Below are 13,536 nucleotides of genomic sequence, written 5' to 3'. Positions count from 1 at the left end.
TAAGGACGCGCGCGAAAATGCACAAATGCCCCAGTGGGCGCAACGCGCTGACTGGGGGCGATCCCGACGTCATGCCGGGACCGGAAGGCAATGCTTCCGGAGATTGGGGGCCGTTTACGCGCTGGCGGGGTGTGAGTCAAGCCAGACAGGCTGGGCGGCAAAAGCTGGCCCAAGCCAAAGCCGCGCCACCGGCAAGGGGACGCGGCCGAGGTTAGATGCCGGTAGCGCTTAGGCCGCGTCGCGCAGCGCGTCGATCTGGGCGTTGGCGCGGGCGATGGTGCCTTCGGCGTCTACGGCCAATTGGTCCGCGGCCACGAAGGTGACATCGGTGATGCCCAAGAAGCCTAGCACAAAGCGCAAATAGCCGCTGGCGAAATCGGCGGCGGAATCGATGCCGGTGCCGCCGGAGGCGAAGGCGACGATGACGCGCTTGTTTTCCAGCAAGCCGACAGGGCCTTCTGCGGTGTAGTTGAAGGTCACGCCGACGCGGGCGATCAGGTCAATCCACGCTTTCAAAGACGCGGGGATGGTGAAGTTGTAGATCGGCGCGCTGATGACGATGGTGTCGGCGGCTTGGACTTCGGCAACCAATGTGTCGGAGAGGGCGAGGGCATCTTGATCCAAGGTGCTGCGCTCTTCGACGGGTTTCACGCGGGCGCTGGCCCATGCGGAATCGATCAGCGGCAGGGGTTCGGTGGCGATGTCGCGGGTAACAACGTCACTGTCGCCGAGGGTGGAGATGATGCGGTCTGTCAGTTTGCGGGTGACAGAGTTTTCGCGGTTCACGGAGGTTTCGATGCGCAGGGTGGCCATGATGCTGGTCCTTGTTCCAATGTAAATCTGATGACAATGAATTGGCCATTGTGCTCGCGAACACAACTGCCAGGATGAACGTGACCATGTTCGTAAATGCACAGGTCGGGAAGGCAGGGTGAGCGAATGGACAATTGGGACGAGATCAGAACCGCCTATCAAGTCGCGCAAATGGGGACGGTAAGCGGCGCGGCAGAGGTGCTGGGCGTGCACCATGCTACCGTTATCCGCCATATCGATGCTTTGGAGGGGCGGCTTGGCGTTAAGTTGTTTCAGCGCCACGCGCGCGGCTATACCGCGACCGAGGCGGGCGAAGATCTGTTGCGGGTGGCGCGGGCCACGGATGATCAGTTCAGCCAGTTGGCCGGGCGGATCAAAGGACGCGGCAGCGATGTCTCGGGCGAATTGGTTATCACGTCGCTTGATTTTCTGGCGCCACGGCTCGCACCGCTCTTGACCGAGTTCCAGCGTCAGAACCCTGAGTTGGTGGTGCGCTATCTTATCGGGGATCGTCTGTTCCGGTTGGAATATGGCGAGGCGCATGTGGCAGTCCGCGCAGGGGCCGCGCCAGACCAGCCTGACAATGTAGTACAACCCTATTCGCAGCTTTCGGTGGGGGCCTATGCCAGCCGAAACTACGTGGCGCAATACGGCATCCCGCAGGGGCCGGAGGATTATCCGAAGCACCGTTTCATCGCGGCAGACAACCGCGACAGCCGCGCGCCTTATCATCAATGGCTTTGGGCCAATGTGCCCGAAGAAAGCATCACTTGGCGCAGTTCCAGTGGTGCCGCGATGGAAGCAGCATTGCGGGCCGGGGCAGGGATCGGCGGTCTGCCTGCCGCGATGGGGCGCGCAGACCCTGAGCTTGTCGAAATCCACGCGCCGCGCGCCGATTGGGGTAGTGCGCTTTGGCTTGTGACCCATGTTGATTTGCACCGCACCAGCAAGGTGCAGGCGGTGCTGCGCTTTCTAAAGGAACATGCCGAGGAGGCTGTCTCATGCCCCGACTGAGCGCGTCTGCGCAGGGCCATTTGGCAATGCTATGTTTCTCGGCGCTGGTGGCTGGCTCATTCTCGCTCGGGGCGCAGGTCGCGAATGAGATTACCCCGACGGCGTTGAATACAGTGCGGTTTGCTTTAGCGACGCTGCTGGTTGGCGTGCTGGCGTGGGGGCGGGGCGATATCAGCCGCGCAGGATTTGCCGCGCCTTGGCGATACTTCGTGCTGGCGGCGCTCTTTACCCTGTACTTCGTGCTGATGTTCGAGGGGCTGAAAACCGCACCACCAGTCGCTGCGGCGGCGGTCTTTACGCTCGTCCCGGTGATGGCGGCGGGGTTTGCGTGGCTGCTGATGCGGCAGATCATGACCCCGCGCATGGCGCTGGCACTGGCGATTGGTGGGGCCGGGGCGCTTTGGGTGATCTTTCGCGGCGACCTCGCGGCGCTTTTGTCGTTCGATGTTGGGCGCGGGGAGGCGATCTATTTCGTCGGCTGCATCAGTCACGCAGTCTATACACCGATGGTGCGCAGGCTGAACCGAGGCGAAAGCGCGGTGATGTTCACTTTTGGCACGTTACTGGCGGGCACGGTGTTACTGGCGCTCTACGGGTGGCAAGATATCCGCGCGACGGACTGGAGCGCGCTGCGTCCCCTGGTTTGGATCACTATATTATACGTTGCGGTCTTTGCCACGGCGGCCACGGTGGTCTTGCTGCAATTCGCAGCGTTGCGGCTGCCGTCGGCCAAGGTGATGGCCTATACCTACCTCACGCCAAGCTGGGTAATCCTGTGGGAATTAGGCTTTGGCAATGCGCTTCCGGGCGGGATGGTTTGGGGAGGCGTCCTGATGACGATTCTGGCGCTTTACCTGCTGCTGCGCGAAGATAGAGCGGAAAAATCACAAAAATTCAAAAAGTTGTGGAATTAATGGAACCAGAGTGCTCAATCCTGCGTTGGGGCGTGAAATCATAGTGAAGGACACAACCATGCGTAGTATTATTTACCTGATCGGGTTGATCGTAGTGGTATTGGCTATTTTGCGTTTTGCATTCGGCGTCATCTGATCGTCGATTGATCCTCCCCTTGTCTTATTTACCTCGTGGCAAGGGGGGATCACTCTACTCTGACCCTGAGCGCGCTGCGCCTTCGCCCGCATCAGGCAATTCGATTTCTAGAAATCGCTCGAAGGCATCTAGGTTCACCGGCTCGAATTGCCCGAACCCCTGCATCCAAACCGACGCATTTCGCAGCGCATCCGGTTCCAGCTTGCACCATTTCACCCGCCCCCGTTTTTCCTGACTGATGAGCCTGGCTGCCGTCAGCACGCCCAGATGTTTTGAGATTGCCGCAAGCGACATCTCAAAAGGCTCGGCCACATCCGTCACGGCCATATCGTCCTCCAACAGCATCGCTAGGATGGCGCGGCGGGTTGGGTCGGCGAGGGCGGCAAATACCTGATCTAGGTCTTGGGTCATGCACCTGCATAGCGCGGAGAGCGGGCGTGGGAAAGCGAGCATGACGCTAACTTAACCGTTGGGTTGAATAAGGTCGGGGCGGGCTTTTGCTGGGATTTCGACGCGGTGTTTCAGCCCTTGAAGGCGCGGTATCAATTTAAGCTGATGAAATATAAGCATTATTCGCATGGCCGAACGCAGTTGACTCTAACCCGCCCTAACATTAGCACCGCAGCAGATATTCCGATGGGGATTTTGGTGTGACCAGCCCGGACCAACGGCAGCAGATGGAGCAGCTTGAGGCCAAACTGGCAGCTGCGAAACAACGCGGCGCACCCAAGCCCCGAGCGGATGAGCATTATTCTCAGGCCAATATGGCATGGCGGATGGTGATCGAACTTGTGGCCGGTCTTGGGATCGGTTTCGGCATCGGATACGGGCTTGATGTGCTGTTTGGCACGCTGCCCATCTTCATGGTGCTTTTTGTAATGCTGGGCCTTGCGGCGGGGGTGAAGACGATGCTCCGCACCGCTAAGGAAATCCAGGACAAACAACAGGCCGAATTGGCCGAACAGGATACGCCCCATTCGGGCAAGGACGAGGGAGCCTGAAATGGCAACAGAGATACAAGGCGCTGAAACAGGCGGTCTGGAATTCCACCCGATGGACCAGTTCATCGTATCGCCACTCTTTGGCGATGGCGCTTCCGTTGCTTGGTACACCATCACCAATGCCACCTTCTGGATGGCGCTGGCGGTTCTCGCGACTTTCGCTTTGCTGGTGCTGGGCAGCGCACGCCGCTCTGTCGTGCCGGGCCGGATGCAATCGGTTGCTGAGCTGGCTTACGGCTTCATCTACAAGATGGTCGAGGACATCTGCGGTAAAGAAGGGCTGAAGTTCTTCCCCTATATCATGACCCTGTTCATGTTCATCGTGATGGCCAACTTCCTCGGCCTGATCCCCACGGCCTTCACACCCACGGCGCATTTCTCGGTGACTGTGGTGCTGGCGCTGGCAGTGTTCATTACCGTAACCGTGGTTGGCTTTGTCAAAAATGGCGCTGCGTTCCTGAGCCTTTTCTGGGTGTCTTCCGCGCCGCTGGCCCTGCGCCCGGTGCTGGCGATCATCGAATTGATCAGCTACTTCGTACGCCCGGTTAGCCACTCCATTCGTCTGGCGGGTAACGTCATGGCGGGCCACGCGGTTATCAAAGTTTTCGCCGGTTTCGCAGCCATCGCTGTGATCTCTCCGGTGTCGGTGCTCGCGATTACCGCGATGTACGGTCTCGAAGTGCTGGTGGCCTTTATCCAGGCCTATGTCTTTACCATCCTGACATGCGTGTACCTTAAAGACGCGCTGCACCCCGCACACTAACAACCCCAACAACGGCGGAATATTTCGCCAACGTTTTAACTTCCAATCGTAAGGAGATACCCCCATGGAAGGTCAACTCGCACATATCGGCGCAGGCATTGCAGGTCTCGGCACGGGCATCGCAGCCCTGGGTGTCGGCAACGTTGCCGCCAACTTCCTGTCCGGCGCACTGCGCAACCCGTCGGCAGCCGCAAGCCAGACAGCGACCCTGTTCATCGGCATCGCTTTCGCAGAAGCTCTGGGGATCTTCTCGTTCCTCGTCGCTCTGCTGCTGATGTTCGCCGTCTAAGCTTCCGGAACTGCATTCCTTACGAGCGGGCAGGCGCGCATTGCCGTGTCTGCCCGACTGTAACGGCAAAGTTTCCAAGGAGAAGCCACGATGGCAACTGAAACAACCAGCGACGGGCTGGCCGACGCGACCGGCATTGTGACCCATGCCGCCGAAACGCCGGGCATGCCGCAGCTGAACTTTGATCACTGGGGCAACCAGATTTTCTGGCTGATCCTGGCACTGATCGCGACTTACTTCATCCTGTCGCGCGTGGCTCTGCCCCGTATCGGTGCGGTTTTGGCTGAACGCCAAGGGACCATCACCAATGACATCGCTGCCGCCGAAGACCTGAAGGTCAAGGCGCAGGAAGCCGAAGCCGCCTATGACCAAGCCCTGATCGACGCCCGTGCCGAGGCACAGCAGATCGTGGCCCAAGCCAAAGCGGACATGCAGGCTGATCTGGATATCGAAATGGCCAAGGCCGATGCCGAAATTGCCGCTCAGGTGGCAGAATCGGAAAAAGCCATCGCCGAAATTCGTGCGAGCGCCATGGTCAACGTACAAGCCGTTGCCAAGGATACCGCAGAAGCTCTCGTCGCCGCTCTGGGTGGCACGGCAGATGCAACCACTGTTGATGCCGCCGTTGATGCGCGGATGAAAGGATAAGCCATGACCAAATCCATGCGCCTAACACTTTCGACCCTGCTCGCCGGTCTTGCGGCATCGCCAGCGTTTGCCGCCACGGGGCCGTTCTTCTCGCTGCGCAACACCGACTTCATCGTGTTGCTGGCCTTCTTGCTGTTCATCGGTATCCTGATTTATTTCAAGGTACCAACGCTGCTGATCGGCATGCTCGACAAACGTGCCGATGGCATCAAGACCGAGCTGGAAGAAGCCCGCGCCTTGCGTGAAGAAGCGCAAACTCTGCTGGCCTCTTACGAGCGCAAGCATAAAGAGGTGCAGGACCAAGCGGACCGCATCGTGTCTTCCGCCAAGGAAGATGCCCGTCTTGCTGCCGAACAGGCGCGGGCGGATATGGCCAAGTCGCTTGATCGTCGCATGGCTGCGGCGAAAGACCAGATCAGCTCGGCCGAGGCCGCTGCTGTGAAGGAAGTTCGTGACCAAGCTGTGACCATCGCTGTGGCCGCTGCCCGCGACGTGATCGCCAAACAGATGACCGCCGCACAGGGTAACAAGCTGATCGACGACGGCATCGCCCAAGTCGAAGCCAAACTGCACTAAGCTGCGTTACTTTGAAATTTAGAAAGCCCCGGTTTCGCCGGGGCTTTTTCTTTTGCTTTAGGCTTTTGTTAATTCAGCCGCTGCAGGCTAAGGCCATGCGCTTGTTACTCATCCTCGCAATATCGGTCGGCCTTTCGGCCTGTACGGCCCCCAGTCGGGAATTTCGGGATTTACCGGCCCAGCGTATCACCGTGGATGGCTCGGTCTTTGACGTGCGAGTACGCGGGGAGCGTGCGGAGGCGGTGCGCGTGAACACCCAATACGCCCCCCGCTTTGGCCCAATCCGGGAGAGGGCGGGACGCGCGATGGCACAAGCGAGCGGCTGTCAGGTGAAAGAGGTGCTGGGCGATCAAGCGCTGGCGCTCGGTGTGTTGGACTGCGATTAGCACCTCCAGCGCAGGACTGGCCACCTCGGTTGGTTCGCTGAAAGATGATTCCACCATTGGCGACAATATATTGTGGATAACCGCTCATCGCCCCCCTTCCCTTGGGGCTTTTGATTGACTCGGACCCTCCCAAAACGGCAAGTTCGCCGCTCAGGTAAGAATCAATCACGGCAGGGCTAACTTGCGCTTTTCCAAACTCAGACTGACCGGCTTCAAAAGCTTCGTGGACCCCACAGACCTCGTCATTTCAGACGGGCTGACCGGGGTCGTGGGGCCAAACGGCTGCGGTAAATCCAACCTCCTCGAAGCGCTGCGGTGGGTCATGGGTGAAAACCGCCCAACTGCGATGCGCGGCGGGGGCATGGAAGATGTGATCTTTGCCGGGGCCGCCTCGCGCCCTGCGCGCAACTTTGCCGAAGTCTCGTTGCACCTTGATAACAGTGACCGGTTGGCGCCTGCGGGCTTTAACGAGCAGGACGCGCTAGAGATCGTGCGCCGCATCACCCGCGATGTGGGCAGCGCCTATAAGGTGAACGGCAAAGACGTGCGCGCCCGCGATGTGCAAATGCTTTTCGCCGATGCGTCGACGGGCGCCCATAGCCCGGCGTTGGTGCGGCAGGGGCAAATTGCTGAGCTGATTAACGCCAAGCCAAAGAGCCGTCGGCGCATTCTGGAAGAAGCTGCCGGGATTTCCGGGCTTTACCAGCGGCGTCATGAGGCGGAACTTAAGCTGAACGGCGCAGAGCAAAATCTCGCCCGCGTCGATGATGTGATCGAACAGTTGGCTTCGCAACTCGCGACGCTGGCCCGCCAAGCCCGTCACGCCGCGCGGTATCGCGAGATTGGCGAGGCGCTGCGCCACGCTGAGGGTCTGCTGCTGTATCGCCGCTGGCGCGAGGCGGATGAGGCCCGAGGCAAAGCAGAAGACGAACTGCGTGCCCGCGTTACGTCGGCAGCCGAGGCCGAGGCGCAGGTGCGCCGGATGGCCAAGGGGCGCGAGGAGGCGGAAGCCGTTTTGCCCGCGCTGCGCGAAGAAGAGGCGATCTCTGCCGCCGTACTGCAACGGCTCGCCACGCAACGCGACACACTGAGCGATCAAGAGGCGCGCGCTGCCGCGTTGATTGAGACCCTGACCGGCCGCATCACTCAGCTCGCGCGCGATATTGAACGCGAAGGTGGGTTGAACCGCGATGCCGAGGAAACGATCGAGCGCCTTGAGCGCGAGGCGCAGGAATTGGCCGCTGCGGGCGAGGGTCATGACAGCGCGCTTGATGCAGCCGCTGAGGCTGCGCGTGAAGCGGCTGAGGTGCTTCAGGCCCGCGAAGGGGATCTGAGCCAACATACAGAGGACGTCGCCCGTCTGGCCGCGCGTCATAGCTCGGCAGAGCGTCTGCTTCAGGACAGCCGCAAAACGCTGGAGAAGTCAGAGGCCGAAGCCCGCAAGGCCCGTGATGCCGTGGCGCAAAGCCAAGCGACGCTCGACAAAGCCGGTGTGGACTTTGCAGAGGCGCAGCAGGCCGAAGCCGCCGCTGTCACTGCCGCTGCCGCTGCCGATGCGGCCCTCTTGGCCGCCGAAGAAACGCGTGCTGATACCCAATCGCGCGAAGCCGACGCCCGCGCGGAGCGATCTGAGGCCGAAGGCGAAACCAATGCCCTGCGCGCCGAAGCCGCGGCGCTGGCGAAGCTGGTTGAGCGTGACACGGCTGAGGGCGGGCAAATCCTCGACCGGTTGCAGGTTGAACACGGGTTTGAAAAGGCACTTGGCGCAGCCTTGGCAGACGATCTGCGGGCCCCTGAGGTTGATGCAGATGGTCCGTCGGGCTGGTCGGTACTCCCGGGGTACCTGGAGGCGCAACCCCTGCCTGGGGGGGTGACGCCGCTGACGCAGCATGTCTCGGTCCCTGAGGTGCTTGAGCGCCGCATGAGCCAGATCGGGCTGGTCGATCCGGACGCGGGTACGCGGCTTCAGGCGCAGTTGTTGCCGGGGCAGCGGCTGGTCTCACCCGAGGGTGATCTGTGGCGTTGGGACGGCTTTCGCGCTTGGGCTGAGGACGCGCCTTCGGCTGCAGCGCTGCGTTTGCAACAGCTGAACCGGTTGGAAGTATTGAAGCAAGCGCTGGAGCAAGCAAGCCAGCGCGCCGATGGCGCACGGGCTGCGCATGAAACATTGCAACGCCAATTGGCCGAGCAGGCAGACGCGGATAAACGTGCCCGCGAAGCGCGGCGCGACGCGGACCGTCTGGTTGCGGATGCGGGCCGCGCGCTGAGCCGGGCGGAAGCTGATCGAAACCTTGCCGAGAGCCGATTGGAATCCCTTGGGCTTGCGGTAAAGCGCCACGAAGAGGCTGCGATAGCCGCCCGCGCGGAGGTGCAGGAGGCCGAGCGCACGCGCGAGGGGCTGGACGACCTTTCAGCGGCGCGCGCGCAGGTTGAGGACATTCGTATGACGGTCGAGGCGTCGCGGATCACCATGATGTCGCGTCGCTCGGCTCATGATGAACTGCGCCGCGAAGGCGAAGCGCGCACCCGCCGCGCGCAGGACGTGACGAAGGAAGTCAGCAATTGGCGGAATCGCTTGGAAACGGCGGGCAAACGGACTGCTGAACTGATCGAGCGCAAGACCGCGTCCGAGGTGGAGTTGGCCGATGCCAGCGCCGCGCCTGCAGAGATCGCGGCCAAACGTGAAGAATTGACTGGTGCGATCACCGCTGCCGAAGCGCGTCGGGCGCTTGCGACGGAAACGTTGTCTGCTGCAGAAACGGCACTGAAGGCAGCCACAGATGCCGAACGGGATGCCGAACGGCAGGCCTCTGACGCGCGCGAAGCCCGCGCGCGGGCCGAAGCCCGCAGTGACGCCGCCCGCGAGACCGTCTCGCACACCGCCGAGCGCATTCAGGACGAACGGCAAGTTACGGCTGATGCGCTGCGCGCTACGCTCAATATCGAAGCAGACGAGATACCGCGCGCCGAAACCTTGGAAGAGGACGTGAACCGCTACAAACGCCAGCGGGATTCCTTGGGAGCGGTGAACCTGCGCGCTGAGGATGACGCCAAGGAGGTCCGCGAGGAGCACGACGCGCTTCTGACCGAAAAGGCCGATTTGGAAGAGGCGATCAAGACACTGCGCAGTGGCATTGCCGGTCTTAACCGCGAAGGGCGGGAACGGCTGCTGACGGCCTTTGAGCAGGTGAACGCGAATTTCTCGATGCTGTTCACCCATCTCTTTGGCGGCGGCGAAGCGAACCTTGTGATGGTCGAAAGCGATGATCCGTTGGAAGCCGGGCTCGAGATCATGTGCCAGCCACCGGGCAAAAAGCTCAGCACGTTGAGCCTGCTTTCAGGCGGGGAGCAAACCCTGACCGCAATGGCACTGATCTTTGCCGTGTTCTTGGCCAACCCGGCACCGATTTGTGTGTTGGACGAGGTCGACGCGCCACTCGATGACGCAAATGTGACCAGGTTCTGCGACCTGCTGGATGAGATGTGCCGTCAGACCGATACGCGATTCCTAATCATCACACACCATGCGGTGACGATGGCGCGGATGGATCGGCTCTTTGGGGTCACCATGGGGGAGCAGGGCGTAAGCCAATTGGTCTCTGTTGACTTGAAGAAAGCGGAAACGCTGGTGGCGTGATGCCGCGATGCTGGCGCTTGATCGCTCTAGGCTTGCGGTGCGCACCGCGCGCCGCGAAACCTGTTCCCTCTCTTAATGCGCTCGCCGCTGATCTGGGGGCGGGTGGGCAGCTACAGTCAGCTTCGACGAGAGACAGTCACGCCCGCAACATCTTCAATAAACGTTAGAATACGGGCTCTTATCGCGTCATCTTTGATGGAGCCAATCGCGTTCACGATATCCAGCGCAGGGTCATTTTTAGTTTCCGGGGCGTCGTCGTTGAGCCCTTCAAAGAAATAGCCGGGGGTGACATCGAGTATCCGGGCCAGCTCATGAAGGCGGCTGGCAGCGATACGATTCGAGCCGATCTCATACTTCTGGATCTGTTGGAAAGAGAGTTTTAGTTCACGTGCCACATCGGTCTGGGACTGTTTGCGAAGGGTGCGGGCCTGCTTGAGTCGCCGACCAACGTGAATGTCTACAGGATGGGACATGGTATGATACCTCAGGTTGAGTTTCATATATTCGTTACCCGCAATGTGTTGAGGATCAATTGCCTAGATCTGGCCTATTTGCGTTAACCAATTAACCTAAGATGGATTCATTATGTTGCGTTATGGGGTGATACATGTACCATCCCTCGCCTATGAACCAGCATATGTCCGATATCGAGCCGGTCAACACCGTGCCCCAGACCCCGCAAAAGGAGCCCGCCCCGGCCCTTTTGTTTGAAATGATGCGATCATTCGTGACATTAGCGAGCACCTTGAACCTGAGCCACGCGGTCGCCCAGATGACAAGCACGCGGCAAACGGTTCGGCGGCATATCCAGCAATTGGAAGACACGATGGGCGCGCCGCTCTTCTCTATTGAGAACCGGCGCTATTCCCTGACCAAGGCGGGCGAAGAGGCGTTGCCAGAGGCGCGCGATATCCTTGACCGCGGTAAGCTGTGGCTGGGGGGGAAGACTCGCCATATCGATGGGATGCTGCGCCTGTCCTATGAAGAGCCGAACGGCTGGTGCTTCCACCAAAAACAACAGCCGCTATCGCTTATCTGGGACGGTGGATCACCGATGTTGCAGGCCGCGCTTGAGGCTTGGACGCAAAGCCGGGGAGAGTTGGAAAGCGAAGCCTTCCGCGCCATGCGCCCCTATGTGCTCGTCTACCGCGACTCGCCCAACGGATGGATTTGCACCGAGGTTGGCGAAAAATCGTTTTATACCCAGTGGTGGGGGTGGAGTAACGCGCGGAGCAGCATCGGGCGGCCGCTCAAGCTGTTTCCCGGCGGGCCTGAGTTCGAAAATATGCTGAACTTTCCCTTTCGCGAGGTAGAGGCCACCTATGGTGTGCGACTGGATGAGGTGGTCACGCAGATCCCACGTGAGGAGGGGGGGCACCCGGTGCCCCTGGCTTACAAACGTCTGCTGATGGCCGGGCGCTATCCAGACAAGAGCTTTGCGCTGATCGCTGCTGTTGATCGGTCGACAACAGTGAATATCGAAGGGGTCGACGAAACCTTCCTGCAGGAGATGCCGTTAGATGCGAAGGTGACGTTCACAGGATAGGTTGTGAAGAACGTCAGACGTGAAAAAGGGCCGCCCATCAAGGCGGCCCTTTCTGTGTCTGCGATGTCAAAGAGCCTTAGCTGATCGCTGCCGCTTTCACATCATCGTCGATGTAGGGCAGGTACTGCTCAAAGTTGTCCGAAAACATTTTGACCAGTTTGGCGGCCTGACGGTCATAGGATTCCGGATCATCCCATGTGCGGCGCGGGTCGAGCAGGATGTCGGCGACGCCGTTCACCTCGACAGGGACATCAAAGCCAAAGTTCGGATCCTTGCGGAACTCGGCATCTGCAAGACGCCCTTCAAGCGCAGCAGACAAGAGCGCGCGGGTCGCCTTGATCGGCATCCGCGAACCGGTGCCATAGGCGCCGCCGGTCCAGCCGGTGTTGACCAACCAGCAGGTAGCACCATGCTGGGCGATCTTTTCACGCAGCAGGTTGCCGTAAACTTCGGGCCGGCGCGGCATGAAGGGGGCGCCGAAACAGGTGGAAAACGTGGGCTCAGGCTCGGTCACGCCACGCTCGGTGCCTGCCACTTTGGAGGTGAAGCCTGAGAGGAAGTGGTACATCGCTTGTGCCGGGCTAAGCCGTGCGATCGGAGGGAGCACACCAAAGGCATCGCAGGTCAGCATGATGATGTTCTTGGGGTGGCCGCCGACGGCTTTTTCGCTAGCGTTAGAGATATAGTGCAGCGGGTAGGCTGCACGCATGTTGGCGGTGAGCGAGTCGTCGTCAAAATCCAGCTCGAACGTGTCAGGATCGAAGACCATATTCTCGATCACCGTGCCGAATTTGGACGTCGTGGCGTAAATTTCCGGCTCGGCTTCGGCGTTAAGGTTAATGGTCTTGGCATAGCAACCCCCTTCGAAATTGAAGGTGCCATTGTCGGACCAGCCGTGCTCATCATCGCCGATAAGCGTGCGTTCGGGATCGGCCGACAGGGTGGTCTTACCGGTACCCGACAGGCCGAAGAAAACAGCCGTATCAACCGGGTTGCCGTTGGCGTGGTTGGCCGAGCAGTGCATCGGCATGATGCCTTTTTCGGGCAGCAGATAGTTCAGCAGGGTAAAGACCGATTTCTTGTTCTCGCCCGCGTATTCGGTGCCGCCGATGAGGATCATCTTGCGGTCGAAATTCATCGCGATCACGGTCTCGCTGCGGCAATTGTGCTTGGCAGGGTCCGCCTGGAAACTTGGGCAGTTGATGACGGTGAAGTCTGCGGTGAACTCTTGCAGCGCTTCGGCATCAGGGCGGCGCAACATGGTGCGGATGAACAGCCCATGCCATGCCAGTTCAGTCACCATGCGCACATTGATCGCGTGTTTGGGGTCGGCACCGCCAACGAGGTCTTGGACGAAGTAATCCTTGCCCTGCATATGCGCGATCATGTCCTTATAGAGTGCATCAAAACCCTCGGGCGACATCTCGGCGTTGTTTTCCCACCAGATGCTATCGGCCACGCTGTCGGTTTTAACGACGTGTTTGTCCTTGGGCGACCGGCCTGTGAACTTGCCCGTGGTAACCAGGAACGCGCCGCCCTTGCCGAGCGTGCCTTCATCGCGTTTGAGCGCAGCTTCGACCAGCGCAGGCTCGGTCAGGTTGTAATAGACATCGCCAAGCCCGCTGATCTGTTGATCTTCGAGGCTGAACTGCGGGTTTACCCGTCCAAATGTCATATGATGTCTCCTGTGGTAGCGCGTGAGCAGCGCAGAACGTGTCCGAGCGGGCGCAATTGCCCTGGGCATCGGGGCCTTGAGAGCCTCTTAACACGGGCGTTTTCAGGTTGAACAGGCAGCTTTGTCACAGTTAGCGCC

14 protein-coding genes are annotated in these 13,536 nt (G+C 60.2%); 10 read left to right on the top strand and 4 right to left on the bottom strand.

Annotated elements, in window-relative coordinates; translation table 11 throughout:
* Positions 1 to 228: 228 nt before the first annotated feature.
* Positions 229 to 813, bottom strand: a complete 585-nt coding sequence (locus DSM14862_RS14650) for an FMN-dependent NADH-azoreductase (protein ID WP_007118053.1) — start codon at positions 811 to 813, stop codon at positions 229 to 231.
* Between the two features lie 126 nt (positions 814 to 939).
* Here DSM14862_RS14650 and DSM14862_RS14645 point away from each other — a divergent pair, with 126 nt between their 5' ends.
* Both DSM14862_RS14645 and DSM14862_RS14640 read left to right on the top strand, forming a co-directional pair.
* Complete coding sequence (locus DSM14862_RS14645) at positions 940 to 1,827, top strand: LysR family transcriptional regulator (protein WP_007118052.1); 888 nt, start codon at positions 940 to 942, stop codon at positions 1,825 to 1,827.
* A complete protein-coding gene (locus DSM14862_RS14640; protein ID WP_007118051.1) occupies positions 1,815 to 2,741 on the top strand; it encodes a DMT family transporter in 927 nt (308 codons plus the stop codon). The genes DSM14862_RS14645 and DSM14862_RS14640 overlap by 13 nt, the downstream gene beginning before the upstream one ends.
* Before the next feature lie 190 nt (positions 2,742 to 2,931).
* On the opposite strand, the gene DSM14862_RS14635 is transcribed toward DSM14862_RS14640, so the two are convergent.
* The gene (locus DSM14862_RS14635; protein ID WP_007118050.1) at positions 2,932 to 3,288 is read right to left on the bottom strand and encodes an ArsR/SmtB family transcription factor; all 357 of its coding nucleotides are present in this window, start codon (positions 3,286 to 3,288) and stop codon (positions 2,932 to 2,934) included.
* A gap of 239 nt (positions 3,289 to 3,527) precedes the next feature.
* Between DSM14862_RS14635 and DSM14862_RS14630 the strand changes: the two genes are divergently transcribed.
* From DSM14862_RS14630 to DSM14862_RS14600, 7 genes are all read left to right on the top strand, one after another.
* Complete coding sequence (locus DSM14862_RS14630) at positions 3,528 to 3,878, top strand: AtpZ/AtpI family protein (RefSeq protein ID WP_007118048.1); 351 nt, start codon at positions 3,528 to 3,530, stop codon at positions 3,876 to 3,878.
* Between the two features lies 1 nt (position 3,879).
* Complete coding sequence (locus tag DSM14862_RS14625) at positions 3,880 to 4,641, top strand: F0F1 ATP synthase subunit A (protein ID WP_007118047.1); 762 nt, start codon at positions 3,880 to 3,882, stop codon at positions 4,639 to 4,641.
* A gap of 64 nt (positions 4,642 to 4,705) precedes the next feature.
* Positions 4,706 to 4,930, top strand: a complete 225-nt coding sequence (locus DSM14862_RS14620) for a F0F1 ATP synthase subunit C (protein WP_007118046.1) — start codon at positions 4,706 to 4,708, stop codon at positions 4,928 to 4,930.
* 90 nt (positions 4,931 to 5,020) lie between these two features.
* The gene (locus tag DSM14862_RS14615) at positions 5,021 to 5,578 is read left to right on the top strand and encodes a F0F1 ATP synthase subunit B' (RefSeq protein ID WP_007118045.1); all 558 of its coding nucleotides are present in this window, start codon (positions 5,021 to 5,023) and stop codon (positions 5,576 to 5,578) included.
* A gap of 15 nt (positions 5,579 to 5,593) precedes the next feature.
* A complete protein-coding gene (locus DSM14862_RS14610; protein WP_040700679.1) occupies positions 5,594 to 6,154 on the top strand; it encodes a F0F1 ATP synthase subunit B in 561 nt (186 codons plus the stop codon).
* Between the two features lie 95 nt (positions 6,155 to 6,249).
* On the top strand, positions 6,250 to 6,540 hold the full coding sequence (locus DSM14862_RS14605; protein WP_040700677.1) for a hypothetical protein: 291 nt from the start codon (positions 6,250 to 6,252) through the stop codon (positions 6,538 to 6,540).
* A 181-nt stretch (positions 6,541 to 6,721) separates the two neighbouring features.
* Positions 6,722 to 10,177 carry a chromosome segregation SMC family protein gene (locus DSM14862_RS14600; RefSeq protein ID WP_007118042.1) on the top strand — a complete coding sequence of 1,152 codons (3,456 nt, stop codon included), beginning with the start codon at positions 6,722 to 6,724 and terminating at the stop codon, positions 10,175 to 10,177.
* Between the two features lie 116 nt (positions 10,178 to 10,293).
* Here the strand turns inward: DSM14862_RS14600 and DSM14862_RS14595 are convergent, their stop codons facing one another.
* Entirely contained in the window at positions 10,294 to 10,650 is a 357-nt protein-coding gene (locus DSM14862_RS14595) for a helix-turn-helix domain-containing protein (protein WP_040700675.1), read from the bottom strand.
* A gap of 164 nt (positions 10,651 to 10,814) precedes the next feature.
* Between DSM14862_RS14595 and DSM14862_RS14590 the strand changes: the two genes are divergently transcribed.
* Positions 10,815 to 11,723: a LysR family transcriptional regulator gene (locus DSM14862_RS14590; RefSeq protein WP_243254289.1), complete on the top strand. Its 909-nt coding sequence runs from the start codon at positions 10,815 to 10,817 to the stop codon at positions 11,721 to 11,723.
* Between the two features lie 76 nt (positions 11,724 to 11,799).
* On the opposite strand, the gene DSM14862_RS14585 is transcribed toward DSM14862_RS14590, so the two are convergent.
* Positions 11,800 to 13,398 (bottom strand): phosphoenolpyruvate carboxykinase, encoded by a 1,599-nt coding sequence (locus DSM14862_RS14585; protein ID WP_007118039.1) that lies wholly within the window; start codon positions 13,396 to 13,398, stop codon positions 11,800 to 11,802.
* Positions 13,399 to 13,536 lie beyond the last annotated feature (138 nt).

The organism is Sulfitobacter indolifex (genome assembly GCF_022788655.1).
GTDB lineage: Bacteria > Pseudomonadota > Alphaproteobacteria > Rhodobacterales > Rhodobacteraceae > Sulfitobacter > Sulfitobacter indolifex.
Note: the sequence above shows the minus strand (reverse complement) of the source record. Positions and strands in the feature narration are given on the sequence as shown.